Origin of the sequence: Pseudomonas sp. GD04015 (assembly GCF_029837675.1) — a bacterium.
Classification (GTDB): domain Bacteria; phylum Pseudomonadota; class Gammaproteobacteria; order Pseudomonadales; family Pseudomonadaceae; genus Aquipseudomonas; species Aquipseudomonas paralcaligenes.
Map to the genome: position 1 here is coordinate 88,472 of NZ_JAOEEE010000014.1, position 24,614 is coordinate 113,085.

The following is a 24,614-nucleotide window of genomic DNA, read 5'->3' on the forward strand; positions in this document are numbered from 1 at the left end:
CGCTTGCCTCACGAGCGCCCGTTGCCGGGCGCACAGGGGGATTACAGTTTCTTGGCTTTCTCGATGGCTTCGTCGATGCTGCCAACCATGTAGAACGCCTGCTCCGGCAGGTGATCGTAGTCACCTTTCAGAATGCCGCTGAAACCGGCGATGGTGTCCTTCAGGGAAACGTACTTGCCTGGCGAACCGGTGAAGACTTCGGCCACGAAGAACGGCTGGGACAGGAAGCGCTGGATCTTACGAGCACGGGATACCAGCTGCTTGTCGGCTTCCGACAGTTCGTCCATGCCGAGGATCGCGATGATGTCCTTCAGCTCCTTGTAGCGCTGCAGTACGTACTGCACGCCACGGGCGGTCTCGTAGTGCTCCTGGCCAACCACCAGCGGATCGAGCTGACGGGAGGTGGAGTCCAGCGGGTCCACGGCCGGGTAGATACCCAGGGAGGCGATGTCACGCGACAGTACGACGGTGGCGTCCAAGTGGGCGAAGGTGGTCGCCGGGCTCGGGTCGGTCAGGTCGTCCGCAGGTACGTATACGGCCTGTACCGAGGTGATCGAGCCGTTCTTGGTGGAGGTAATACGCTCCTGCAGAACGCCCATCTCTTCGGCCAGAGTCGGCTGGTAACCTACTGCGGAAGGCATACGGCCCAGCAGTGCGGATACTTCGGTACCGGCGAGGGTGTAGCGGTAGATGTTGTCGACGAACAGCAGAACGTCACGGCCTTCGTCACGGAACTTCTCGGCCATGGTCAGGCCGGTCAGTGCCACGCGCAGACGGTTGCCTGGCGGCTCGTTCATCTGGCCATAGACCAGGGCCACTTTGTCGAGAACGTTGGAGTCCTTCATCTCGTGGTAGAAGTCGTTACCCTCACGAGTACGCTCACCCACACCAGCGAACACGGAATAACCGCTGTGTTCCATGGCGATGTTACGGATCAGTTCCATCATGTTCACGGTCTTGCCAACACCGGCGCCACCGAACAGACCGACCTTGCCGCCCTTGGCGAACGGGCAGACCAGGTCGATTACCTTGATGCCGGTTTCCAGCAGCTCGTTGCCGCCGGCTTGCTCGGCGTACGACGGCGCAGCGCGGTGGATTTCCCACTGCTCTTCTTCGCCAATCGGACCGGCTTCGTCGATCGGGTTGCCCAGCACGTCCATGATCCGGCCCAGGGTCGCTTTACCGACCGGTACGGAGATGGCCTTGTTGGTACGGGAAACGTCCAGGCCACGCTTGAGGCCTTCGGTCGAACCCATGGCGATGGAACGAACCACGCCGTCGCCCAGCTGCTGCTGGACTTCCAGGGTGGTTTCGGCGCCGACTACTTTCAGCGCTTCATAAACACTCGGCACTTGATCACGCGGGAATTCCACGTCGATAACGGCGCCGATGATTTGAACGATACGTCCGCTACTCATCTTTGGTTCCTCTGACTTTTTTCAACCGTTCTAAACAGTTGAACCGTTCTTAAACCGCGGCAGCGCCGCCGACGATTTCCGAAATTTCCTGGGTGATCGCTGCCTGACGAGCCTTGTTGTAGATCAGCTGCAGGTCCTTGATCAGATCACCAGCGTTATCGGTGGCGTTCTTCATCGCGATCATCCGCGCCGCCTGTTCGGCAGCAGCGTTCTCGACCACCGCCTGGTACACCTGCGACTCCACATAACGCACCATCAGGCCGTCGAGCAGCTGTTTGGCGTCGGGTTCGTACAGGTAGTCCCAGTGGTGCTTGAGTTCGGCATCCGGAGTCGCCACCAGGGGAACGAGCTGCTCCACTGTCGGCTTTTGCGTCATGGTATTGACGAACTTGTTCGAGACCACGGACAGACGATCGATGCGACCTTCGAGGTAGGCATCGAGCATCACCTTGACGGAACCGATCAGATCGTTGATCGAGGGTTCTTCGCCCAGATGGCTGATCGCAGCAACGACATTGCCACCGAAGCTGCGGAAGAACGCCGCACCCTTGGTACCAATCACGCAGAGATCGACCTCTACGCCTTGCTCGCGATTGCTCGCCATGTCCTTGACCAGAGCCTTGAACAGGTTGGTATTCAGACCACCGCACAGACCACGGTCCGAACTCACCACCACGTAACCGACGCGCTTGACCTCACGCTCGATCATGAACGGGTGACGATATTCCGGGTTGGCGTTGGCCAGATGACCAATCACCTGGCGGATACGCTCCGCGTAGGGACGACTGGCAGCCATGCGCTGTTGAGCCCTGCGCATCTTGCTGGTCGCCACCTTTTCCATGGCGCTGGTGATCTTCTGCGTGCTTTTGATGCTCGCAATCTTGCTGCGAATCTCTTTTGCGCCTGCCATGTAACACCTATCAGGTTAGCAAGCGGGGACCTCGCGGCCCCCACTGCGGCTTACCAGGTTTGGGTGGCCTTGAACTTCTCGATACCGGCTTTCAGCTGGCCATCGATGTCGTCATTGAAGTCGCCCTTCTCGTTGATCTTCGCCATCAGAGCGGCGTTCTCACGGTTGAAGTAGGCGATCAGGGCCTGCTCGAAGCTGATGATCTTGGCGACTTCGACGTCGGCCAGGAAACCACGCTCGGCGGCATACAGGCTCACCGACATGTCGGCGATGGACATCGGCGCGTACTGCTTCTGCTTCATCAGCTCGGTAACGCGTTGACCGTGATCCAGCTGCTTGCGGGTAGCTTCGTCCAGGTCGGAAGCGAACTGGGCGAAGGCCGCCAGTTCACGGTACTGAGCCAGAGCGGTACGGATGCCACCGGAGAGCTTCTTGATGATCTTGGTCTGAGCGGCACCACCCACGCGGGAAACCGAGATACCGGCGTTGACGGCCGGACGGATACCCGAGTTGAACATGGCCGATTCCAGGAAGATCTGACCGTCGGTGATGGAAATCACGTTGGTCGGAACGAACGCGGAAACGTCGCCAGCCTGGGTTTCGATGATCGGCAGAGCGGTCAGGGAACCGGTCTTGCCAGTCACGGCGCCATTGGTGAACTTCTCGACGTACTCTTCGGAAACGCGGGAAGCGCGCTCCAGCAGACGGCTGTGGAGATAGAACACGTCGCCCGGGTAGGCTTCGCGGCCCGGCGGACGGCGCAGCAGCAGGGAGATCTGGCGGTAGGCAACGGCCTGCTTGGACAGGTCGTCGTACACGATCAGGGCGTCTTCACCGCGGTCGCGGAAGTATTCGCCCATGGTGCAACCGGCGTACGGCGCGAGGAACTGCAGGGCAGCCGACTCGGACGCGGACGCGGCGACAACGATGGTGTTGGCCAGGGCACCGGCTTCTTCCAGCTTGCGAACCACGTTGGCGATGGTCGATTGCTTCTGACCGATGGCCACGTAGACGCAGCGGATGCCGCTGTTCTTCTGGTTGATGATGGCATCGACGGCCAGGGCGGTCTTGCCGATCTGACGGTCACCGATGATCAGCTCGCGCTGGCCACGGCCTACCGGGATCATGGCATCGACCGACTTGTAACCGGTCTGCACCGGCTGGTCGACCGACTTACGCCAGATCACGCCCGGAGCGACTTTCTCGACGGCGTCGGTGGCTTGAGCGTTGATCGGGCCTTTGCCATCGATCGGGTTGCCCAGGGCATCGACCACGCGGCCCAGCAGTTCCGGACCGACCGGGACTTCCAGGATGCGGCCGGTGCACTTGGCGCTCATGCCTTCGGCGAGGCTGGTGTATGCACCCAGCACTACGGCGCCGACGGAGTCTTGCTCCAGGTTCAGCGCCATACCGTAGACGCCGCCCGGGAACTCGATCATTTCGCCGTACATGACGTCGGCCAGACCGTAGATACGCACGATACCGTCGGAAACGGATACCACGGTACCTTCGTTGCGGGCTTGGGAAGAGACGTCGAGTTTCTCGATACGCCCCTTGATGATTTCACTAATTTCGGAAGGATTGAGTTGCTGCATTGCTCTGCTGCCCCTTCAAACTCAAGATTTCAACGCTTCGGCCAGTTTCGCGATCTTGCCGCGAACCGAGCCATCGATAACCAGGTCGCCCGCGCGGATGACCACACCACCGATGAGGGCGGGGTCTTCCGTCACATGCAGACGCACTTCTCGGCTGAGCCGTGCGTTGAGAACCTTGGCGAGTTTGTCTTGCTGTTCTGTGCTCAATGCGAAGGCACTGGTCACTTCCACGTCCACCGACTTCTCCTGCTCGGCCTTGTACAGCTCGAACTGGGCGGCGATTTCCGGCAACAGGTCGAGACGACCGTTTTCGGAGACGACGGAAATGAAGTTGCGTGCCTGGGCGTCGAACTTGTCACCACACACTTCGTTGAAAGTGGTGGCCTTCTCTGCGCTCGTCAGACGCGGGGCCTTGAGCACGCGCTGCATGGTGTCGTCCTGCGACACCGCCGCAGCCAGGCCGAGCATGGCTGACCAGGAGGCCAGTTGCTGGTGGGCCTGAGCGTGCTCGAAAGCTGCCTTAGCGTAAGGTCGGGCCAGCGTGGTCAGTTCTGCCATGATCGCCCTCGCTTAGATTTCGGCGGCCAGTTTGTTAACCAGCTCCGCATGCGCGTTTTGATCGATGGACGCACCCAGGATCTTCTCGGCACCGCCGACGGCCAGGGCACCCACTTGGGCACGCAGGGCGTCTTTGACGCTGTTCAGTTCCTGTTCGATCTCGGCCTGAGCCTGGGCCTTCACGCGGTCAGCCTCGACACGAGCCTGATCACGGGCTTCGTCGACGATCTGAGTGCCGCGCTTCTTGGCTTGCTCGATGATTTCAGCAGCCTGGGTTTTGGCTTCGCGCAGTTGCTGGGCCACTTTCTCGTGGGCCAGTTCCAGATCGCGAGCCGCACGGTTGGCGGCGTCCAGACCATCAGCGATCTTCTTCTGGCGTTCGCGCAGAGCCGTGATGACCGGAGGCCATACGAACTTCATGCAGAACAGCACGAAAATGAAGAACGCAACGGCCTGGCCAATCAGGGTTGCATTAATGTTCACGCCAACACCTCGCTCGTTCGTTGTCTATCCAGCTAATCAACTCGAAGAGTTGATTAGGCCGGGATTTGACCGATGAACGGGTTAGCGAAGGTGAAGAACAGAGCGATACCAACACCGATCATGGTCACGGCGTCCAGCAGACCGGCGACGATGAACATTTTCACCTGCAGCATCGGAACCATTTCCGGCTGGCGAGCAGCGCCTTCCAGGAATTTGCCGCCCAGCAGGCCGAAGCCGATGGCAGTACCCAGAGCGCCCAGACCGATCAGCAGAGCAACGGCAATCGCGGTGAGACCAACTACAGTTTCCATTTTTCCTCCCGACTTTTTATGTCGTATTGGTTTAGGGGTTTAAGTGAAGCGGTAAAGCGGTTTTCAGCTACCAGAGACGCGCGAGGCGCCTCTTAGTGGTTGTCTTCGTGCGCCATCGACAGGTAGACGATGGTCAGCATCATGAAGATGAAGGCCTGCAGAGTGATGATCAGGATGTGGAACACCGCCCACGCCCAGTTCAGTACCACGCCCAAGGCGCTCAGCAGGAACAGGCCGCTGCCGAACATCACGGCGATCAGGATGAAGATCAGCTCGCCGGCATACATGTTGCCGAACAGACGCAGGGCCAGAGAGATCGGCTTGGCGATCAGGGTGACGAACTCGAGCAGGAAGTTGACCGGGATCAGCAGGATCTGCACGACGATGTTCTTGCTGCCGAACGGATGCAGGGTCAGCTCGCCGAGGAAACCGCCGATGCCTTTCACCTTGATGCTGTAGAAGACGATCAGGGCGAACACCGACAGGGCCATGCCCAGGGTGGCGTTCGGGTCGGTGGTCGGCACGACGCGGAAGAACAGGTGCTCGTTGCCGGTGATCTTGGCGGCCAGGACCGGCAGGAAGTCCACCGGCACCAGGTCCATCAGGTTCATCAGGAAGATCCAGACGAAGATGGTCAGGGCCAGCGGCGCGATCAGGGCGTTACGGCCGTGGAAGGTATCCTTGACGCTACCGTCGACGAACTCGATCAGCACTTCGACGAAGTTCTGCAGGCCACCCGGTTGGCCGCTGGTGGCGCGCTTGGCGGCCATGCGGAACAGCAGGATGAACACCAGGCCGAGAACTACCGACCAGCCCAGGGTGTCTACGTGGAAGGCCCAGAAGCCCATTTCCTTTGCTTCTTGCGCGGTGTGGGCGAAGCCCCAGCTACCGTTCGGCAGTTGCCCGAAGGTCAGGTTCTGCAGGTGGTGCTGGATATAGCCCGAAGCGGTTTGTTCTGCCATGTTTGCCTCAAACGCTCTAAGGTCTCGAAAGTCTTGTTCTCATCAGCAGCGGTGCGAACCATCCGACGCTGAGCGCCAGCAGGAAGACACCGAACAGGGCCGGCGCCTCCAGTGGTTTCACCACCACGAACGTCAGCGCGAAGAGCACCGCCGTCAGAATCAGCTTGCCCGCCTCGCCGGCATAAAAGGACCGGACGATGTTCTGGGCGGCCCGCGCTCCACTGAAACGGAACGCCTTGTGGGCGAAATACAGGTTGGGGAGCCAGGCAATAAGCCCCCCGCAGAGTCCCGAGTAGCCGCTCACTGCGCCGCGCCAGCCATACAGGGTAGCGGCAGCCAGCAGAATCACGACCAGTTGGGCGAACAGCACCGGAAAGACCGGCAGACGATGGAAGGGCAGGCGCTTCTGCGTGCGGGCATCCATCTCGCTGTTCCTCTGGCTCGGCACATCAAATCAATAACTTGGCATACTTTGTGCCGACAAAATGCGCGCAGAGTATAGGGGGGGTTCCCACCCCGTTCAACTGGCCGGTAGTGAATTCCGACCGCCCGCTACATGAGTAATTGTGTCAGCGGATGTGGGCCAGAACGCCCTGCAATTCATCCAGCGAGCTGTACCGGATCACCAGTTGCCCCTTGCCCTTCTGTCCGTGCCTGATCTGCACCGGAGCCCCTAGCTTCTCGGCCAGGCGCTGTTCCAGGCGGTTGATGTCCGGGTCGACCTTGACCTTCTCGACAGGCTTTTCCTTGCTGTTCAGCCACTGGCGCACCAGCGCCTCGGTCTGGCGTACGGTGAAGCCCCGTGCGACAACATGTCGCGCGGCTTCGACCTGCTGTTCCAGGGGCAGGCCGAGCAGGGCACGGGCATGGCCCATCTCCAGGTCACCGTGGGCGAGCAGGGTCTTGATCTCTTCCGGCAGGGCGATCAGGCGCAGCAGGTTGGTGATGGTGACGCGTGACTTGCCCACCGCATCGGCGACCTGCTGCTGGGTCAGCTCGAATTCCTGCTGCAGGCGCTGCAGGGCCACGGCTTCCTCGATCGGATTGAGGTCCTCACGTTGGATGTTCTCGATCAGCGCCATGGCGATGGCGGCTTCGTCGGGCACCTCGCGAACCATGGCCGGAATCTTGTCCAGGCCAGCCTGCTGGCTGGCGCGCCAGCGGCGCTCGCCGGCGATGATCTCGAAGCGGCCACCGCCGATGGGGCGCACGACGATCGGCTGCATCACTCCCTGGGCCTTGATCGAGTTGGCCAGTTCTTCGAGGGCGGCGGGGTCCATGTCGCGACGCGGCTGGTACTTGCCACGCTGGATCAGGTCGAGGGGCAGATGCTGCAACTCACGGCTGTCGGCCTTGACCGCTTCTTCTTCCAGGGTAGCGGCGGTGCTGCCACTGAGCAGGGCGTCCAGTCCGCGGCCGAGCCCGCGCTTCTTGATGGCCATGGGATTCCTTTATGCGGTTGCGGTTTTCGCGGCGGCACGCTGGCGGCGCACCAGTTCGCCGGCCAGGGCCAGGTAGGCGATGGCGCCGCGGGATTGCTTGTCGTAGGCCAGCGCCGGCATGCCGAAGCTGGGTGCCTCGGCCAGGCGCACGTTGCGCGGAATGACCACGTCGTAGAGCTTGTCGCCGAAGTGCGCCTTGAGCTGGGCGGAAACGTCGTTGGTCAGGCTGATGCGCGGGTCGTACATGGTGCGCAGCAGGCCTTCGATCCTGAGGTCAGGGTTGAGCAGCTGGCCGATGCGCTGGATGCTGTTCATCAGGTCAGTCAGCCCCTCCAGCGCGTAGTACTCGCACTGCATGGGAATGATCACGCCATCGGCCGCGACCAGGGCGTTGATGGTCAGCATGGACAGCGCCGGCGGGCAGTCGATGAGGATGTAGTCGTAGTTCTCGCGGATCGGCGCCAGGGAGTAGCGCAGGCGGCTCTCCTTCATCTTCATCTCGAGCAGGGCGACTTCGGCGGCGGTCAGGTCGCGGTTGGCCGGCAGCAGCTGGTAGCCGCCGTGCTCGGAGAACTGCATGGCCTCGCCGACCGTGCTCTCGCCGATCAGCACGTCGTAGATGGAGTGCTCCAGGGTCTGCTTGTCGACACCGCTGCCCATGGTGGCGTTGCCCTGCGGGTCGAGGTCGATCAGCAGTACGCGGCGCTTGGTGGCGACCAGCGAGGCGGCCAGGTTGATGCAGGTGGTGGTCTTGCCAACCCCGCCTTTCTGATTGGCGATCGCGAATACCTTGGCCATCTTGCTTCCCCCTAGACCGAGCGACGCAGTATCAACAGGTGACGCTGGCCTTGGCAACCGGGAACCTTGAGCACATCGCAGCTTTGCAGACGGAAGTCCGCCGGCAGGGCCTGCAGTTCGTCGTCCGGCTGCACGCCCTTCATGGCCAGCCAATGGGTATCGCCATTTCCCAGGTGCCGGGTCCAGTTGCTGAAGTCTTCCAGCGAACTGAAGGCGCGCGAGCAGATGCCGGCAAAGGGCGCTTCCGGCTGGAATTCCTCGACCCGGCTGTGGACAACTTCCAGATTGGCCAACCCGAGTTCCAGCTTCACCTGGGTGAGGAAGCGGGTCTTCTTGCCATTGGAGTCGAGCAGGGTGAAGCGCTTGTCCGGGAACAGGATGGCCAGCGGCACGCCGGGCATGCCGCCGCCGCTGCCGACGTCCAGCCAGCTGTCGCCGAGCTTGGCGACGAAGGGCACCACAGACAGGCTGTCGAGCAGATGGCGCGAGACCATCTCGTCCGGGTTGCGCACGGCGGTGAGGTTGTAGGCCTTGTTCCACTTGATCAGCAGGGCCAGGTAGCCAAGCAGGCGTTGCCGCTGCTCAGCAGAGAGTTCGACGCCCAGTGCCTGCGCGCCCTGCGCGAGTTCCTCGGCATGGCGTTCGGTGACCATGGACATCAGGCGCTCTGCTCCAGCTGGCGGCCGGCGCCGCGCTTCTTCAGGTGGATCAGCAGCAGGGAAATGGCCGCCGGGGTCACGCCCGGGATACGGCCGGCCTGGCCGAGCGTCTCCGGCCGGGCGTTGCCGAGCTTGTGCTGGATCTCCTTGGACAGGCCGGAGATGGTGGCGTAGTCCAGGTCTTCCGGCAGGCGGGTGTCTTCGCTGGCGCGCAGGCGTTCTATCTCGTCCTGCTGACGGTCGATGTAGCCGGCGTACTTGGTCTTGATCTCCACCTGTTCGGCGACCTGGGCATCGACCTGCGGCGCCTCGGTCACTTCAGCCAGGGCCGCATAGTCGATTTCCGGACGGGCCAGCAGGTTGAGCAGGTTGTACTCATGGGCCAGCGGCGTACCGAAGCGCGTGGCGATGGCGTCGCCCTGCGGCGTGCCTGGGCGCACCCAGGTGCTCTTCAGGCGCTGTTCCTCCTGGGCGATACCCTCGCGCTTGGCCTCGAACGCGGCCCAGCGGGTGTCGTCGACCAGGCCCAGCTCGCGGCCCTTTTCGGTCAGGCGCAGGTCGGCGTTGTCCTCGCGCAGGATCAGCCGGTATTCGGCGCGCGAGGTGAACATGCGATACGGCTCCTGGGTACCCAGGGTGATCAGGTCGTCGACCAGCACGCCGATATAGGCCTCGTCGCGACGCGGACACCAGCTTTCCTTGCCTTGGGCGCGCAGCGCGGCGTTGGCGCCGGCCAGCAGGCCCTGGGCGCCGGCTTCTTCGTAACCGGTGGTGCCATTGATCTGGCCGGCGAAGAACAGGCCGCCGATGACCTTGGTCTCCAGGCTGTACTTGAGGTCGCGCGGGTCGAAGTAGTCGTACTCGATGGCATAGCCGGGGCGCACGATGTGGGCGTTCTCCATGCCGCGGATGGAACGCACGATGTCCAGCTGCACGTCGAACGGCAGCGAGGTGGAGATACCGTTGGGGTACAGCTCGTGGGTGGTCAGGCCTTCCGGCTCGAGGAAGACCTGATGGCTGTCCTTGTCGGCGAAGCGGTGGATCTTGTCCTCGATCGACGGGCAGTAGCGCGGGCCGATCCCTTCGATCACGCCCGAGTACATCGGCGAACGATCGAGGTTGCTGGCGATGATCTCGTGGGTACGCGCGTTGGTGTGGGTGATCCAGCAGCTGACCTGGGCCGGGTGCTGCTCCTTGTTGCCGAGGAAGGACATTACCGGGATCGGCGTATCGCCGGGCTGCTCGGTCATCACCGAGAAATCCACAGAGCGGCCGTCGATACGCGGCGGGGTGCCGGTCTTCAGGCGACCGACACGTAGCGGCAGCTCGCGCAGGCGCTTGGCCAGGGCGATGGAAGGCGGGTCGCCGGCGCGACCGCCGGAATAGTTCTGCAGACCGATGTAGATAAGTCCCCCGAGGAAGGTGCCGGTGGTCAGCACCACATTGTCCGCGTGGAAACGCAGGCCCATCTGGGTGACCACGCCCTTGACCTGATCCTGCTCGACGATCAGGTCGTCCGCCGCCTGCTGGAATATCCACAGGTTCGGCTGGTTCTCCAGGATTTCGCGGATGGCAGCCTTGTACAGCACGCGGTCGGCCTGGGCGCGGGTAGCGCGCACGGCCGGGCCCTTGCGGCTGTTGAGTACGCGGAACTGGATGCCACCCTTGTCGGTAGCGATGGCCATGGCGCCGCCCAGGGCATCGATTTCCTTCACCAGGTGGCTCTTGCCGATGCCGCCAATGGCCGGGTTGCAGCTCATCTGGCCGAGGGTTTCCACGTTGTGGGTCAGCAGCAGGGTCTTCACGCCCATGCGCGCGGCCGCCAGAGCGGCTTCGGTGCCGGCATGGCCGCCGCCGATCACGATCACGTCAAAACGGGAAGGGAAGTCCACCACGCACCTCGATGCCTGTTGATAAGGGCTTTTTGATTGGAAAGCAGAAAAGGGTGGCAAGTATAGGGAGTTGGCCTGCCTGAATGAAGCCTTCTGGACAAAAAATAGCCAGCCGGAGCGCTTTCAGAAAATAGAGAATAAAAAAGAGAAATTTTATAAAGCTTAGTTTTTATGTTTATTCATGGTGAAGCACTTTTCTGTGGATAGATCGCTGCAGCCTAGACCAGCAAAGGGCTCTGTCGATGTATAAGGCTGTGCCGTTCCTGGCCCTATCCGCTGGGCAAGCTGCACAACTCCTGTGGATTAAAACTCATCTTATGCACAGGCGGATTTTCCAACCCCTTGTCACCAGGCTTATCGACTGGGCTCAGGTCGGGTTTTCCACAGGGCTCAGGGCCTACTTGCCGATACAGAAGCTGGAGAAGATACGGCCCAGCAGATCATCCGAGCTGAAGGCGCCGGTGATCTCGCCCAGTGCCTGCTGGGCCTGGCGCAGGTCCTCGGCCAGCAGTTCGCCAGCGCCCATCAGGGTCAGCTGGCTACGGCCATGCTCGAGGCTGGCCTGGGCCTGGCGCAGTGCCTCCAGATGGCGGCGGCGCGCGCTGAAACCGCTCTCCGCGGTCTGCTCGAAGCCCATGCAGGCCTTCAGGTGCTCGCGCAGCAGCTCCAGGCCTTCAGCCGATCTGGCGGAGAGCGAGATGGTTACATGGCCATCGTCGCTGGTGTCCAGCAGCACCGGTTCGCCAGAGAGATCGGACTTGTTGCGGATCAGGGTGACCCGTGAGGGGTCGGGCTTCTCGTCGAGGAATTCGGGCCACAGGGCAAAGGGATCGGCCGCTTCCGGAGCGGTGGAGTCGATCACCAGCAGTACCCGGTCGGCCTCGCCGATGGCCTTGAGCGCGCGCTCCACGCCGATGCGCTCGACCTGGTCGTCCGTGTCCCGCAGGCCGGCGGTGTCGACCACGTGCAGCGGCATGCCATCGATGTGGATATGTTCGCGCAGCACGTCGCGGGTGGTGCCGGCGATATCGGTGACGATGGCCGCCTCGCGCCCGGCCAGGGCGTTGAGCAGGCTGGACTTGCCGGCATTGGGCCGGCCGGCGATCACCACGGTCATGCCGTCGCGTAGCAGTGCGCCCTGTCCGGCTTCGCGCAGCACCGTGGACAGGTACTCGCGCACGCCATCCAGCTGGCTCAGCACATGGCCATCGGCGAGGAAGTCGATCTCTTCCTCGGGGAAGTCGATGGCCGCCTCCACGTAGATGCGTAGCTGGATCAGTCGCTCGGTCAGTTCATGCACTCGCCGCGAGAATTCACCCTGCAGGGAACGCAGGGCATTGCGCGCGGCCTGGGCCGAACTGGCCTCGATCAGGTCGGCGATGGCCTCGGCCTGGGCCAGGTCGAGCTTGTCGTTGAGGAAGGCGCGTTCGCTGAACTCGCCCGGGCGTGCCTGGCGGGCGCCGAGCTGCAGGCAGCGCTGCAGGAGCATGTCCAGCACTACCGGGCCGCCGTGGCCCTGCAGTTCCAGCACGTCCTCGCCGGTGAAGGAGTTCGGCCCGGGGAAGAACAGCAGCAGGCCCTGGTCGATCACCTCGCCTTCCTCGTCGCACCAGGCGCCGTAGTGTGCGTGGCGTGGCTTGGGCTCCAGCCCGGCGAGGGTGATGCCGATGGCACGGGCGCGGGGCCCGGAGACCCGCACGATGCCGACGCCTCCGCGGCCCTGGGCGGTGGCGACTGCGGCGATGGTTTCGCGGACGGCGTGCATGGCGTTTTCCCGGTAAAAAGTGACGGATAGCAAAACGCCCCACGAGGGGGCGTCTTGTGCAGCTTCGGCGGAATCAGGCTTTCGCCGTCGCGGCCTCGATCTTGCGGGTAATGTACCACTGCTGGGCGATGGACAGGACGTTGTTGACCACCCAGTACAGCACCAGACCAGCGGGGAACCAGAGGAAGAAGAAGGTGAAGATGATCGGCATCATCTTCATCACCTTGGCCTGCATGGGGTCCGGCGGGGTCGGGTTCAGACGCTGCTGGATGAACATGGTGGCGCCCATGATGATCGGCAGGATGAAGAACGGGTCCTTGATCGACAGGTCGGTGATCCAGCCCAGCCAGGGAGCCTGGCGCATCTCGACACTTTCCAGCAGTACCCAGTAGAGGGCCAGGAACACCGGCATCTGCACCAGGATCGGCAGGCAGCCACCGAGCGGGTTGATCTTCTCCTTCTTGTACAGCTCCATCATCGCCTGGGACATTTTCTGGCGATCGTCGCCATGCTGTTCCTTCAGCGCCTGCAGCTTGGGCGACACGGCGCGCATGCGGGCCATGGACTTGTAGCTGGTGGCGGAGAGCGGGAAGAAGGCCAGCTTGATGATGATGGTCAGGACGATGATCGACCAGCCCCAGTTGCCGAGCAGGTCGTGGATGTGTTCCAGCAGCCAGAAGATCGGTTGGGCGATGAACCAGAGGATGCCGTAGTCGACGGTCAGTTCCAGGCCTGGCGACAGCTGCTTCAGGTGCTCCTGGATCTTCGGACCGGCGTACAGGACGGCACCGGTTTCGGCGCTGGCGCCGGCGGCGACGCTCAGCTGCGGGCCGGTGAAGCCGACGATGTAGTTGCCCTGGCTGTCCTTGCGGGTCTGGACGCTGTTGCTGTCGTCCTTGTTGGCGACCCAGGCGGTGACGAAGTAGTGCTGCAACCAGGCGACCCAGCCGCCTTGCACGGTCTCGCGCAGGCTCTTGTCGTCCATGTCGCCCATCTTCACCTTTTTGTAGGGCTCTTCGGCGGTCCACAGGGCGGCGCCCAGGTAGGTCGCGGTGCCGGTGGCGGTGGTGGAGGACGGATCGCCGCTGTTGTCGCGCTTGAGCTGGGCGTAGAAGTTGCCGCTCCAGGCCTGGCCGCTCTGGTTGTCGATCTTGTAGGTGACGCCCAGGTCGTACTGGCCGCGCTCGAAGGTGAAGCGCTTGATGTAGTTGACGCCGTCTTCGGCGTAGGTGAGATCGACCACCAGCTGGTCCTGGCCTTCGGCCAGTTCGTAGCTGCGCTTCTCGCTGCTCCACAGGGCGCGGCCGCTGGACTTGTCCGGCGCGTTGCCACCGATCAGGCCGCTTTGTGCCAGGTAGATACGCTCACCGCCGTTGTCGAACAGCTGGAACGGCACGTCCGGGCGATCCTGGCGGCGCGGGTACAGCGGCAGGGTCAGCTGGACGATGTCGCCGCCTTTCGGGTCGATGGCTAGGTCGAGGACATCGGTCTTCACCCGGATCAGCTGGTCGCTGACGGCAGCCGGAGCGACCAGTTGCGGGTTGGCCTCGCCATTGGCGGTCGGTACGTCGTCCGCGGCACCGGTATTGGCGGTGGGCACGTCCGGCAGACTCGCGGAAGGATTGCCTCCGAGAGTGGCGCTGGCGGTAGCCGGGATCGCGGCCTGGCCGTAGTCCTCGTTCCATTGCAGCACCATCAGGTAAGCGACGATGGCCAGGGCGACGAGCAGGATCGAGCGTTGGATATCCATGGTTTACTCGGTCATCGAATGGGGTGAAGAAAGAGGCGGAACCGGGTCGTAACCACCGGGATTCCAGGGATGGCAGCGGCTCAGCCGGCGCAGGCCGAGCCAACCGCCGCGCAGCACGCCATGGGTCTCGATGGCTTGCTGGGTATAGCAGGAACAGCTGGGATGGAAGCGACAGTGATTGGCCATCAAGGGGCTGATGGCGTAGCGGTAGAACTGGATCGGGAGAATGACCAGTTTACGCATGGGCGCTGTCGCTTAGCCCGGGAGGGGCGGCTTCGTTGCGTTGCCTGGCGAGGCGCTTCCAGAGCTTGCCGAACTGCTGATGCAGTTCCGGGTTTTCCAGATCGCCAAGGCCCTTGCGTGCCACGACGACGATATCCAGACCGGCCAGCAACTCCTGGTTGAGCCGGAAGGAGTCTCTGATCACGCGTTTGATCCGATTGCGCTCGACGGAGAGCTTGACGCTCTTCTTGCCGATCACCAGCCCCAGGCGGGGATGTTCGAGATCATTGAGGCGCGCGAGAAGCAGGACGTTCTTGCCAGGAGCCTTGCCGCTCGGTGAGTCGAAGACTGCCTTGAAGTGCCGGGGTGTCAGCAGGCGCTTTTCCCGGCCGAAGCCTCGACTCACCACCCGTTCCGGTTATCAGACGGTCAGACGCTTGCGGCCCTTGGCGCGACGACGCGACAGGACGGCACGGCCGTTCTTGGTGGCCATGCGAGCGCGGAAACCATGGGTGCGGGCGCGCTTGAGAGTGCTGGGTTGGAAAGTGCGTTTCATGGTGATCTACCTGGGTGGTTCATACGGGCCGAGATGGCCCCCGTTTAAAGAGACCGGCGATTCTAGTGAAACCGGCGCCTCAGGTCAATTTCCAGCCAGCCGGGAATTGTCTGGATAGATAAAAGGAAAGAAATTCTTTAAAGCTTGAAGTGATTACTCATGTTGGAGGACGGAGTCTCTGTGGAAAACTTCCTGCAGCAGCCGGCCCACATGGCTTGCAGGGGAAGGATAAGACTGTCTGCAAGCGGTGGGTGTCATGTTCGCTTCGGGTGCATCGCCTGTGGAGGAAATGCACATTTACCCACAAGGCGGTTTTCCTCCCGGTTTGGCACAGGTTTTCCACCCCCTTCCGGTTACCTTTATCCACAGTTTTCATCATTCCATTTCGTGAGGGTGGTAGACATAAATAAATCATTGATTTTACTGGCTTGAAATCACCAATTCGTGTGGATAACTAGGTCCCTCGGGGCTACAATGCGGGCTGTTTTTTGCGATCGCCAGCCGTAGCGACCCAGGGGATTTCAGTGTCCGTAGAACTTTGGCAGCAATGTGTCGAGCTGCTTCGCGACGAGTTGCCAGCGCAACAATTCAACACCTGGATCCGCCCCCTTCAGGTGGAGTCGGCCGGAGACGAGTTGCGTGTCTATGCGCCCAACCGCTTCGTGCTCGACTGGGTGAACGAGAAATACATGGTCCGTCTGCTCGAACTGCTGGCGGAGCGGGCCAACGGTCTGGCGCCTGCGTTGTCGCTGTTGATCGGCAGCAAGCGCAGCACCGCCCCGCGCATGGCCGCTCCGGTGCTTTCTCCCGCCAGTCCTGCCGCTCCGGTGAGCATGGCGAACGAGCCACCCGCCGCCGATCCCCTGGCAAATGCCGCGCCGGCCTCTTCGGCTCCGGCTGCGAGCCGACCGACGGAACGCACCGTGCAGGTGGAAGGCGCGCTCAAGCACACCAGCTATCTGAACCGTACCTTCACCTTCGAGAACTTCGTCGAGGGCAAGTCCAACCAGATGGCCCGCGCTGCGGCCTGGCAGGTGGCGGACAACCTCAAGCACGGCTACAACCCGCTCTTCCTTTATGGTGGCGTGGGCCTGGGCAAGACCCACCTGATGCACGCCGTGGGCAACCACCTGCTGAAGAAGAATCCCAACGCCAAGGTGGTGTACCTGCATTCCGAGCGCTTCGTCGCCGACATGGTCAAGGCGCTGCAGCTCAACGCGATCAACGAGTTCAAGCGCTTCTACCGCTCGGTGGACGCGCTGCTGATCGATGACATCCAGTTCTTCGCCAAGAAGGAGCGCTCCCAGGAGGAGTTCTTCCACACCTTCAACGCGCTGCTCGAAGGCGGTCAGCAGGTGATCCTCACCAGCGACCGTTATCCGAAGGAGATCGAGGGCTTGGAGGAGCGCCTGAAGTCGCGCTTCGGCTGGGGCCTGACCGTGGCGGTGGAGCCGCCGGAGCTGGAGACCCGTGTCGCCATCCTGATGAAGAAGGCCGAGCAGACCAAGGTCGACCTGCCACACGACGCCGCCTTCTTCATCGCCCAGCGCATCCGCTCCAACGTGCGTGAGCTGGAAGGCGCATTGAAGCGGGTGATCGCCCACTCCCACTTCACCAACCAGGCGATCAGCATCGAACTGATCCGCGAGTCGCTGAAGGACCTGCTGGCCCTGCAGGACAAACTGGTCAGCGTGGACAACATCCAGCGCACCGTGGCCGAGTACTACAAGATCAAGATCGCCGATCTGCTCTCCAAGCGTCGCTCCCGTTCGGTGGCACGCCCAAGGCAGGTGGCCATGGCTCTCTCCAAGGAACTGACCAACCACAGTCTGCCGGAAATCGGCGATGCTTTTGGCGGAAGAGACCACACCACAGTACTGCACGCCTGTCGTAAGATTGCGGAACTGCGCGAAGCCGACGCGGACATCCGCGAGGACTACAAGAATCTGCTGCGCACCCTGACCACCTGAATCGCAGCCCACGAGGCAAAGGGACGAGACCATGCATTTCACCATTCAACGCGAAGCCCTGTTGAAACCCCTGCAACTGGTCGCCGGCGTCGTCGAACGCCGCCAGACCCTGCCGGTCCTGTCGAATGTGCTGCTGGTGGTCGAAGGCCAGCAACTGTCGCTGACCGGTACCGACCTGGAAGTCGAGCTGGTCGGTCGCGTGACGCTGGAAGACAGCGCCGAGCCGGGCGAGATCACCGTTCCGGCGCGCAAGCTGATGGACATCTGCAAGAGCCTGCCGAGCGACGTGATGATCGACATCCGCCTCGATGAGCAGAAACTGGTGGTCAAGGCTGGTCGTAGCCGTTTCACCTTGTCTACTCTGCCGGCCAACGATTTCCCCACTGTGGAAGAAGGTCCGGGCTCGCTGACCTTCAATCTGGTGCAGAGCAAGCTGCGCCGCCTGATCGACCGCACCAGCTTCGCCATGGCCCAGCAGGACGTGCGCTACTACCTCAACGGCATGCTGATCGAAGTACAGACCGGCGCGTTGCGCGCCGTTGCCACCGACGGTCACCGCCTGGCCATGTGCGCCATGGAAGCGGCCATCGAGAATACCGAAAGGCACCAGGTCATCGTGCCGCGCAAGGGTATTCTGGAACTGGCCCGACTTCTCACCGAGCAGGACGGTGAAGTGGCCATCGTGCTGGGCGCGAACCACATCCGCGCCACCACCGGCGAGTTCACCTTCACTTCCAAGCTGGTCGACGGCAAGTTCCCGGATTACGAGCGCGTGCTGCCGCGCGGCGGTGACAAGTTGGTGATCGGCGATCGTCAGGCATTGCGCGAAGCGTTCAGCCGTACTGCGATCCTGTCCAACGAGAAGTACCGTGGCATCCGCCTGCAACTCGCCAGCGGCCAGCTGAAGATCCAGGCCAACAACCCGGAGCAGGAAGAAGCCGAAGAAGAAGTGGCGGTCGACTACAACGGTGGCTCCCTGGAGATCGGCTTCAACGTCAGCTATCTACTGGACGTACTGGGCGTGATGACCACCGAACAGGTACGCCTGATCCTCTCCGACGCCAACAGCAGCGCCCTGGTGCAGGAAGCCGGCAACGACGATTCGTCCTACGTCGTCATGCCGATGCGTCTGTAACCAGCCACTGAATGTCCCTCTCCCGCGTCACCGTCACCGCGGTGCGAAACCTGCACCCGGTGACGCTCTCCCCCTCCCCTCGTATCAACATCCTTCACGGCGCCAACGGCAGCGGCAAGACCAGCGTGCTGGAGGCCATCCATCTGCTCGGCCTCGCCCGCTCCTTCCGCAGCAACAAGCTGCAGCCGATGATTCAGTACGAGCAGCCGGCCTGTACCGTATTCGGGCAGGTGCAACGGGAAGATGGCCTGCACAGCAACCTGGGGATTTCCCGCGATCGCCAGGGCGAGTTGCAGATTCGCATCGATGGACAGAACGCCCGAAGTACCTCCCAGCTCGCCGAGATATTGCCGCTTCAGGTCATCAATCCAGACAGCTTTCGCCTGCTGGAAGGCGCGCCTAAGGTTCGCCGGCAGTTCCTCGATTGGGGTGTGTTCCACGTGGAACATCGCTTCCTGCCGGCCTGGCAGCGGCTGCAGAAGGCCCTGCGGCAAAGAAACTCGTGGCTGCGGCATGGTACACTGGACGCCGCGTCGCAAGCGGCCTGGGACCGTGAGCTGTGCCTGGCCAGCGACGAACTGGACGGCTATCGACGGGCCTATATCCAGGCCCTCAAGCCGGTGTTCGAACAGGTGCTGAGCGAGTTGGTGCAGCTGGAGGGGCTGACCCTCAGTTATTACCGCGGTTGGGACAAGGACAAGCCGCTGGCCGAAGTGCTGGCCTCTACCCTGCCCCGTGACCAGCAGCTCGGTCATACCCAGGCAGGTCCGCAGCGTGCGGACCTGCGCCTGCGGTTGGGGACTCACAATGCCGCGGAGATTCTGTCCCGCGGACAACAGAAGCTGGTGGTCTGTGCGCTTCGTATCGCCCAGGGCCATCTGCTGAACCAGGCCAAGCATGGCCAATGCATCTATCTGGTGGACGACCTGCCGTCGGAGCTGGATGAGCGACACCGACAGGCCTTGTGCCGACTGCTGGACGATTTGCAGTGCCAGGTGTTCATCACCTGTGTCGACCAAGACTATTTAAAGGATGGCTGGCGCATGGACACGCCGGTCGCCATGTTCCACGTGGAACATGGAGTGATCACCGCATCGGAGTGAACGCATGAGCGACGAGATCAACACGTACGACTCCTCGAGTATCAAGGTACTCAAAGGTCTGGATGCCGTACGCAAGCGCCCGGGCATGTACATCGGCGACACCGATGACGGCACCGGCCTTCACCACATGGTGTTCGAGGTGGTGGACAACTCCATCGACGAGGCGCTGGCCGGCTACTGCTCCGAGATCAGCATCACCATCCACCCCGACGAATCCATCACCGTGCGCGACAACGGCCGCGGCATTCCGGTGGACATGCACAAGGAAGAAGGCGTGTCCGCGGCAGAGGTCATCATGACCGTGCTGCACGCCGGCGGTAAGTTCGACGACAACAGCTACAAGGTCTCCGGCGGCCTGCATGGCGTGGGTGTGTCCGTGGTCAACGCCCTGTCCAAGGAGCTGATCCTGACCATCCGCCGCAGCGGCAAGATCTGGGAACAGACCTATGTACACGGCGTACCCCAGGCCCCGCTGGCCCCGGTTGGCGACAGCGAAGGCACCGGTACCCAGATTCACTTCAAGCCTTCCGACGATACCTTCAAGAACATCCATTTCAGCTGGGACATCCTGGCCAAGCGCCTGCGCGAGCTGTCTTTCCTCAACTCCGGCGTCGGCATCCTGCTCAAGGACGAGCGCAGTGGGAAGGAGGAGCTGTTCAAGTACGAGGGCGGCCTGAAGGCCTTCGTCGAGTACCTGAACACCAACAAGACCATCGTCAACCAGGTGTTCCACTTCAACATCCAGCGCGAGGAAGACGGCGTCGGTGTGGAAGTGGCTCTGCAGTGGAACGACAGCTTCAACGAGAACATCCTCTGCTTCACCAACAACATCCCGCAGCGTGACGGTGGTACCCACCTGGCCGGTTTCCGCTCGGCCCTCACCCGCCACCTGAACAACTACATCGAGCAGGAAGGGCTGGCGAAGAAGTTCAAGATCGCCACCACCGGCGACGATGCCCGCGAAGGCCTGACCGCGATCATCTCGGTCAAGGTGCCGGACCCGAAGTTCAGCTCGCAGACCAAGGACAAGCTGGTCTCCTCCGAGGTGAAGACCGCGGTGGAACAGGAAATGGGCAAGTACTTCGCCGACTTCCTGCTGGAGAATCCCAACGAGGCCAAGGCCGTGGTCGGCAAGATGATCGACGCCGCCCGCGCCCGCGAAGCCGCGCGCAAGGCCCGCGAGATGACCCGGCGCAAGGGCGCGCTGGACATCGCCGGCCTGCCGGGCAAACTCGCGGATTGCCAGGAAAAAGACCCGGCGCTGTCCGAACTCTACATCGTGGAGGGTGACTCCGCGGGCGGCTCCGCCAAGCAGGGCCGCAACCGCAGGACCCAGGCGATCCTGCCGCTCAAGGGTAAGATCCTCAACGTCGAGAAGGCGCGCTTCGACAAGATGCTTTCCTCCCAGGAGGTGGGCACCCTGATCACCGCGCTGGGCTGTGGCATCGGCCGCGAGGAGTACAACATCGACAAGCTGCGCTACCACAACATCATCATCATGACCGATGCCGACGTTGACGGTTCGCACATCCGCACCCTGCTGCTGACCTTCTTCTTCCGCCAGCTGCCGGAGCTGATCGAGCGCGGCTACATCTACATCGCCCAGCCGCCGCTGTACAAGGTGAAGAAGGGTAAGCAGGAGCAGTACATCAAGGACGACGAGGCCATGGACGAGTACATGACCCAGTCGGCCCTCGAGGATGCCAGCCTGCACGTCAACGAGAACGCCCCGGGCCTGTCCGGAGCGGCGCTGGAGCAGCTGGTCAACGAGTACCGTGCGGTGATCAAGACTCTCGGTCGCCTGTCCCGCGTCTATCCGCAGGACATCACCGAACACATGGTCTACCTGCCGCGTGTCTCGGTGGAGCAACTGGCCGACCAGGCCGCCATGCAAGGCTGGCTGCAGGCCTTCCAGGCCCGTCTGAAGGGGGCCGAGAAGTCCGGCCAGACCTATTCCGCCAGCCTGCGCGAAGATCGTGAGCGTCACCTCTGGCTGCCGGAAGTCGAAGTGCTGGCCCATGGCCTGTCCAGCTACATCACCTTCAATCGCGACTTCTTCGCCAGCAACGACTACAAGTCGGTCACCGCCCTCGGCGATCAGCTCAACAGCCTGCTGGAAGACGGTGCCTACGTGCAGCGTGGCGAGCGCAAGAAGTCGGTCTCGACCTTCAAGGAAGCGTTCGAGTGGCTGAAGGTCGAGAGCACCAAGCGACACAGCATCCAGCGCTACAAGGGTCTCGGCGAGATGAACCCGGAGCAGCTGTGGGAAACCACCATGGACCCGACCGTGCGCCGCATGCTCAAGGTGACGATCGAGGACGCCATCGCCGCCGACCAGATCTTCAACACCCTGATGGGCGATGCCGTGGAGCCGCGCCGCGACTTCATCGAGTCCAATGCCCTGGCGGTGTCGAACCTGGACTTCTGATCGGTTCGCTGTAAAAGGAAAACCCCGGTCCAGTGCCGGGGTTTTTTATTGCAGGGTGAGTAGCCAAAGGCTTACACGCGAAGGCGGAAAGGGACTCTGCCCTCCCGCTTGGGCGTTGGCTAATCTAGCCACACCTACCGGGAACAAGGATGTCCCGGGTCAAGGAAGACAGACCGCGCCAGGATGGCAAACGACAGGATGTCGGAAGGTCGCGAAAAACCCGCCTCGGCGGGTTTTTTGTTGCCCGCCATCCATGTAAGCGGTTGTAGAGTGCGCGGGGCCGCCCAGGCTGTGCGCACCGGAGGCTTGGGCGGCCCCGCGCACCCTACAACTTGGCCTCAAGCCCACCAGTAGCGCACGAAGTGGAAGAAGATCGGCGCCGCGAAGCAGACCGAGTCCATGCGGTCGAGCATGCCGCCGTGGCCTTCGATCATGTGGCCCCAGTCCTTCACGCCCCGGTCGCGCTTGATCGCCGACATTACCAGACCACCGGCGAAGCCGAGCAGGTTGACCACCAGCGCCATCAGCGCCGCCTGCCAGAAGCTGAACGGGGTGATCCAGAACAGCGACGCGCCCACCAGGCTGGCCAGCGCCACGCCTCCGACGAAGCCCTCGACGGTCTTGGAGGGCGACAGCTTGGGCGCGATCTTGTGCTTGCCGGCCAGCTTGCCGCAGACGTACTGCAGTACATCGGAGAGTTGCACCACCAAGATCAGCCAGGCGATCAGCAGCAGGTTGCGCCCTTCATAGCCGGGAATGTCCAGGGTCAGCAGCGCCGGCACTGCGGACACGCAGTACACCGCGATCATCAGCCCCCACTGCACCTTCGAGGCCCGCTCCAGGAAGCGTGTGGTATCGCCGCCCAGCGAGGCCAGGATCGGCAGCAGCAGGAACAGGTAGACGGGAATGAAGATGGCGAACAGGCCGTACCAGTCCAGGGCGATCAGCAGGTACTGCATCGGCAGCGCGAAATAGAAGGCCGCAGCCAGCGCCGGATAGTCGCTGCGCCGGGTCGGCGTCAGGGTGAGGAACTCGCGCAGGGCGTAGAAGGAGACGAAGTAGAACAGCAGGATCACACCGTTGTTGCCGAACAGGAAGGCGAGGCCGATCACCAGCACCATGGCCCACCAGGCGTCGATCCGCGCGTTGAGGTTCTCGATCACTGCGTTGGGCGTCTGGCCCGCCCGGTGGCGCAGCACCCGGGCGATGAGAGTGGCCAGCAGGAGTACGGCGCCGATGCCGGCGAACAGCAGGATTGTATTGCGATCCATCTCAGACCTCCTCCGGAGCCAGGGCCAGCAGGGCGTTGCGTGCGCGTTCGAGGAAGGCTGTCTTGTCCTCCCCGGCGATGCGTTCCAGCGGCGCGCCGAAGCTCAGGGTGCAGAGCAGCGGCAGCGGCAGCGCCCTGCCCTTGGGCATCACCCGGTTGAGGTTGGCGATCCACACGGGTATCACCTCCACCTCAGGCATTGCCTGGGCGAGGCGGAACAGGCCGCTCTTGAAGGGCAGCAGCTGTTCTTCGGTGAGGTTGCGCGTGCCCTCCGGAAAGATGATCAGCGAGTCGCCCTGTTCCAGCGCGTCCAGCATCGCTTGCAGGGGATTGGCCTGGGGTGAGCGCTGCTCCCGGTCGACCAGCACGGCGTTGAACACGTCGCGGATCAGGAAGCGCCGCAGATTGCCGTTCAGCCAGTAGTCGGAGCCCGCTACGGGACGGGTGCGCCGCCGCAGCTCCGGCGGTAGCGAGGCCCAGAGCAGCACGAAGTCACCGTGGCTGCTGTGGTTGGCGTAGTAGAGGCGCTGGGTGGGCTGTGCGGTGCAGCCCAGCCAGAGCGCGCGAGCGCCGGTCAGCAGCCGGGCCGCCGAGGTGATCGCGAAGGACGTGAGGGAAGCGAGCATGAATGACTCCTTTATCCGGCCATGCGCAGCATGGCTTGGCGGGATGGCCGGCCCGCTGGGGGCATGCCGTCCCGGTTGTACAGCGAACTAAACGGTCCCGATCTCGGTCAGGCCTTGGCGCACGCGGTTGATCAGGGTCGCCACCAGCAACAGCAGGACGATCACGAGCAGCCCGTTGATCCAGGACGAAGGCAGCCACCCGGTGGCGACGCCGGCGCCGAGCACGCCGAAATAGAAGGCGCGATCACTCTTGCCCATGGGGCCGTCGTAGCGGCGGGAGGCGCCGACCATGGGGCCGAGCACGCCGGCGTATTCGCTGATCAGCGCCAGAACCACCACCAGAATGGCCAGTGTCGGCGAGACGCCAGCGAGCAGGGCGAAGGGCAGGTACAGGGCGCTGTCCGCGACCACGTCGCTCAGCTCGTTGAGGTAGGCCCCGAGCTTCGACTGCTGGCCGAATTCCCGGGCCAGCATGCCGTCCACGGCGTTCAGCGCCATGCGCAGCAGCATCCACAAGGGGATCAGGGCGAACAGCCAGGTGTGCTGGGGCAACCAGGCCAGCAGCGCACCCAGCAATACCGAGACGGCGGCGGCGGTCAGCGTCACCTGATTGGCGGTGACCCCGCGTGCGTGCAGGCGCGTGACGCCGGGGCGCAGCAGGTTCTGGAAGCGGGGCTTGAGCTGATAGATCGAGGGCATGCGCGGAAATGCCTTTGACGAGGTGGGACAGTTAGCTTAACCGCTCTGCCCAGCGGACATGC

24 protein-coding genes are annotated in these 24,614 nt (G+C 62.7%); 4 read left to right on the plus strand and 20 right to left on the minus strand.

Annotated elements, in window-relative coordinates:
- Window positions 1-41 precede the first annotated feature (41 nt).
- The 17 genes from atpD to rpmH all read right to left on the minus strand — a co-directional run bounded on the left by atpD (window position 42) and on the right by rpmH (window position 15,321).
- Window positions 42-1,418 (minus strand): F0F1 ATP synthase subunit beta, encoded by a 1,377-nt coding sequence (gene atpD, locus N7640_RS14105; protein WP_220815802.1) that lies wholly within the window; start codon window positions 1,416-1,418, stop codon window positions 42-44.
- A gap of 49 nt (window positions 1,419-1,467) precedes the next feature.
- Window positions 1,468-2,328 (minus strand): F0F1 ATP synthase subunit gamma, encoded by an 861-nt coding sequence (atpG, locus tag N7640_RS14110; RefSeq protein WP_220815803.1) that lies wholly within the window; start codon window positions 2,326-2,328, stop codon window positions 1,468-1,470.
- Between the two features lie 50 nt (window positions 2,329-2,378).
- Entirely contained in the window at window positions 2,379-3,923 is a 1,545-nt protein-coding gene (gene atpA / locus N7640_RS14115) for a F0F1 ATP synthase subunit alpha (protein WP_220815804.1), read from the minus strand.
- Window positions 3,924-3,944: 21 nt separating this feature from the next.
- A complete protein-coding gene (locus N7640_RS14120; RefSeq protein WP_279904068.1) occupies window positions 3,945-4,481 on the minus strand; it encodes a F0F1 ATP synthase subunit delta in 537 nt (178 codons plus the stop codon).
- Window positions 4,482-4,493: 12 nt separating this feature from the next.
- The gene (locus N7640_RS14125) at window positions 4,494-4,964 is read right to left on the minus strand and encodes a F0F1 ATP synthase subunit B (RefSeq protein ID WP_137973935.1); all 471 of its coding nucleotides are present in this window, start codon (window positions 4,962-4,964) and stop codon (window positions 4,494-4,496) included.
- A gap of 53 nt (window positions 4,965-5,017) precedes the next feature.
- On the minus strand, window positions 5,018-5,275 hold the full coding sequence (gene atpE, locus N7640_RS14130; protein ID WP_220815806.1) for a F0F1 ATP synthase subunit C: 258 nt from the start codon (window positions 5,273-5,275) through the stop codon (window positions 5,018-5,020).
- Between the two features lie 92 nt (window positions 5,276-5,367).
- Window positions 5,368-6,237: a F0F1 ATP synthase subunit A gene (gene atpB, locus N7640_RS14135; protein ID WP_279904069.1), complete on the minus strand. Its 870-nt coding sequence runs from the start codon at window positions 6,235-6,237 to the stop codon at window positions 5,368-5,370.
- A 16-nt stretch (window positions 6,238-6,253) separates the two neighbouring features.
- Window positions 6,254-6,661: a F0F1 ATP synthase subunit I gene (locus tag N7640_RS14140; RefSeq protein ID WP_279904070.1), complete on the minus strand. Its 408-nt coding sequence runs from the start codon at window positions 6,659-6,661 to the stop codon at window positions 6,254-6,256.
- 145 nt (window positions 6,662-6,806) lie between these two features.
- A complete protein-coding gene (locus N7640_RS14145) occupies window positions 6,807-7,679 on the minus strand; it encodes a ParB/RepB/Spo0J family partition protein (protein WP_220815809.1) in 873 nt (290 codons plus the stop codon).
- A 9-nt stretch (window positions 7,680-7,688) separates the two neighbouring features.
- Window positions 7,689-8,477, minus strand: coding sequence for a ParA family protein (locus N7640_RS14150; protein WP_220815810.1), 789 nt, complete (start codon window positions 8,475-8,477; stop codon window positions 7,689-7,691).
- Between the two features lie 11 nt (window positions 8,478-8,488).
- On the minus strand, window positions 8,489-9,136 hold the full coding sequence (gene rsmG / locus N7640_RS14155) for a 16S rRNA (guanine(527)-N(7))-methyltransferase RsmG (RefSeq protein ID WP_279904071.1): 648 nt from the start codon (window positions 9,134-9,136) through the stop codon (window positions 8,489-8,491).
- Window positions 9,136-11,028, minus strand: coding sequence for a tRNA uridine-5-carboxymethylaminomethyl(34) synthesis enzyme MnmG (gene mnmG / locus N7640_RS14160; protein ID WP_279904072.1), 1,893 nt, complete (start codon window positions 11,026-11,028; stop codon window positions 9,136-9,138). The genes rsmG and mnmG overlap by 1 nt, the downstream gene beginning before the upstream one ends.
- A gap of 397 nt (window positions 11,029-11,425) precedes the next feature.
- Window positions 11,426-12,793, minus strand: coding sequence for a tRNA uridine-5-carboxymethylaminomethyl(34) synthesis GTPase MnmE (gene mnmE, locus N7640_RS14165; protein ID WP_279904073.1), 1,368 nt, complete (start codon window positions 12,791-12,793; stop codon window positions 11,426-11,428).
- A 73-nt stretch (window positions 12,794-12,866) separates the two neighbouring features.
- The gene (yidC, locus tag N7640_RS14170; RefSeq protein ID WP_279904074.1) at window positions 12,867-14,543 is read right to left on the minus strand and encodes a membrane protein insertase YidC; all 1,677 of its coding nucleotides are present in this window, start codon (window positions 14,541-14,543) and stop codon (window positions 12,867-12,869) included.
- A 3-nt stretch (window positions 14,544-14,546) separates the two neighbouring features.
- Window positions 14,547-14,786 (minus strand): membrane protein insertion efficiency factor YidD, encoded by a 240-nt coding sequence (gene yidD, locus N7640_RS14175; protein WP_279904075.1) that lies wholly within the window; start codon window positions 14,784-14,786, stop codon window positions 14,547-14,549.
- Window positions 14,779-15,174 (minus strand): ribonuclease P protein component, encoded by a 396-nt coding sequence (gene rnpA / locus N7640_RS14180; RefSeq protein ID WP_220815816.1) that lies wholly within the window; start codon window positions 15,172-15,174, stop codon window positions 14,779-14,781. Before rnpA ends, yidD begins: the two co-directional genes overlap by 8 nt.
- A gap of 12 nt (window positions 15,175-15,186) precedes the next feature.
- Window positions 15,187-15,321, minus strand: a complete 135-nt coding sequence (gene rpmH, locus N7640_RS14185; RefSeq protein WP_137973924.1) for a 50S ribosomal protein L34 — start codon at window positions 15,319-15,321, stop codon at window positions 15,187-15,189.
- Window positions 15,322-15,845: 524 nt separating this feature from the next.
- Between rpmH and dnaA the strand changes: the two genes are divergently transcribed.
- From dnaA to gyrB, 4 genes are read left to right on the plus strand one after another with little or no spacing between them, the layout of a single operon-like run.
- On the plus strand, window positions 15,846-17,291 hold the full coding sequence (gene dnaA / locus N7640_RS14190) for a chromosomal replication initiator protein DnaA (protein WP_279904076.1): 1,446 nt from the start codon (window positions 15,846-15,848) through the stop codon (window positions 17,289-17,291).
- Between the two features lie 31 nt (window positions 17,292-17,322).
- On the plus strand, window positions 17,323-18,426 hold the full coding sequence (gene dnaN / locus N7640_RS14195) for a DNA polymerase III subunit beta (RefSeq protein ID WP_220815818.1): 1,104 nt from the start codon (window positions 17,323-17,325) through the stop codon (window positions 18,424-18,426).
- Between the two features lie 11 nt (window positions 18,427-18,437).
- Complete coding sequence (recF, locus tag N7640_RS14200; protein WP_279904077.1) at window positions 18,438-19,529, plus strand: DNA replication/repair protein RecF; 1,092 nt, start codon at window positions 18,438-18,440, stop codon at window positions 19,527-19,529.
- Window positions 19,530-19,533: 4 nt separating this feature from the next.
- Window positions 19,534-21,957, plus strand: a complete 2,424-nt coding sequence (gyrB, locus tag N7640_RS14205; protein ID WP_279904078.1) for a DNA topoisomerase (ATP-hydrolyzing) subunit B — start codon at window positions 19,534-19,536, stop codon at window positions 21,955-21,957.
- A 338-nt stretch (window positions 21,958-22,295) separates the two neighbouring features.
- Here the strand turns inward: gyrB and N7640_RS14210 are convergent, their stop codons facing one another.
- The 3 genes from N7640_RS14210 to N7640_RS14220 form a co-directional block, all read right to left on the minus strand.
- Window positions 22,296-23,228 carry a phosphatidate cytidylyltransferase gene (locus N7640_RS14210; protein WP_220815821.1) on the minus strand — a complete coding sequence of 311 codons (933 nt, stop codon included), beginning with the start codon at window positions 23,226-23,228 and terminating at the stop codon, window positions 22,296-22,298.
- Between the two features lies 1 nt (window position 23,229).
- Window positions 23,230-23,853 (minus strand): lysophospholipid acyltransferase family protein, encoded by a 624-nt coding sequence (locus N7640_RS14215; protein WP_279904079.1) that lies wholly within the window; start codon window positions 23,851-23,853, stop codon window positions 23,230-23,232.
- 87 nt (window positions 23,854-23,940) lie between these two features.
- A complete protein-coding gene (locus N7640_RS14220; protein WP_279904080.1) occupies window positions 23,941-24,552 on the minus strand; it encodes a CDP-alcohol phosphatidyltransferase family protein in 612 nt (203 codons plus the stop codon).
- Window positions 24,553-24,614 lie beyond the last annotated feature (62 nt).

Bases quoted from the DNA above. Each gene is read 5' to 3' on its own strand.
- yidC (WP_279904074.1), bottom strand. From the start codon at position 14,543: ATGGATATCCAACGCTCGATCCTGCTCGTCGCCCTGGCCATCGTCGCT.
- rsmG (WP_279904071.1), bottom strand. From the start codon at position 9,136: ATGTCCATGGTCACCGAACGCCATGCCGAGGAACTCGCGCAGGGCGCG.
- atpE (WP_220815806.1), bottom strand. From the start codon at position 5,275: ATGGAAACTGTAGTTGGTCTCACCGCGATTGCCGTTGCTCTGCTGATC.
- N7640_RS14120 (WP_279904068.1), bottom strand. From the start codon at position 4,481: ATGGCAGAACTGACCACGCTGGCCCGACCTTACGCTAAGGCAGCTTTC.
- N7640_RS14140 (WP_279904070.1), bottom strand. From the start codon at position 6,661: ATGGATGCCCGCACGCAGAAGCGCCTGCCCTTCCATCGTCTGCCGGTC.
- N7640_RS14215 (WP_279904079.1), bottom strand. From the start codon at position 23,853: ATGCTCGCTTCCCTCACGTCCTTCGCGATCACCTCGGCGGCCCGGCTG.
- atpG (WP_220815803.1), bottom strand. From the start codon at position 2,328: ATGGCAGGCGCAAAAGAGATTCGCAGCAAGATTGCGAGCATCAAAAGC.
- recF (WP_279904077.1), top strand. From the start codon at position 18,438: ATGTCCCTCTCCCGCGTCACCGTCACCGCGGTGCGAAACCTGCACCCG.
- dnaN (WP_220815818.1), top strand. From the start codon at position 17,323: ATGCATTTCACCATTCAACGCGAAGCCCTGTTGAAACCCCTGCAACTG.
- gyrB (WP_279904078.1), top strand. From the start codon at position 19,534: ATGAGCGACGAGATCAACACGTACGACTCCTCGAGTATCAAGGTACTC.
- N7640_RS14210 (WP_220815821.1), bottom strand. From the start codon at position 23,228: ATGGATCGCAATACAATCCTGCTGTTCGCCGGCATCGGCGCCGTACTC.
- N7640_RS14150 (WP_220815810.1), bottom strand. From the start codon at position 8,477: ATGGCCAAGGTATTCGCGATCGCCAATCAGAAAGGCGGGGTTGGCAAG.
- mnmE (WP_279904073.1), bottom strand. From the start codon at position 12,793: ATGCACGCCGTCCGCGAAACCATCGCCGCAGTCGCCACCGCCCAGGGC.
- atpA (WP_220815804.1), bottom strand. From the start codon at position 3,923: ATGCAGCAACTCAATCCTTCCGAAATTAGTGAAATCATCAAGGGGCGT.
- atpB (WP_279904069.1), bottom strand. From the start codon at position 6,237: ATGGCAGAACAAACCGCTTCGGGCTATATCCAGCACCACCTGCAGAAC.
- rpmH (WP_137973924.1), bottom strand. From the start codon at position 15,321: ATGAAACGCACTTTCCAACCCAGCACTCTCAAGCGCGCCCGCACCCAT.
- N7640_RS14145 (WP_220815809.1), bottom strand. From the start codon at position 7,679: ATGGCCATCAAGAAGCGCGGGCTCGGCCGCGGACTGGACGCCCTGCTC.
- N7640_RS14220 (WP_279904080.1), bottom strand. From the start codon at position 24,552: ATGCCCTCGATCTATCAGCTCAAGCCCCGCTTCCAGAACCTGCTGCGC.
- yidD (WP_279904075.1), bottom strand. From the start codon at position 14,786: ATGCGTAAACTGGTCATTCTCCCGATCCAGTTCTACCGCTACGCCATC.
- atpD (WP_220815802.1), bottom strand. From the start codon at position 1,418: ATGAGTAGCGGACGTATCGTTCAAATCATCGGCGCCGTTATCGACGTG.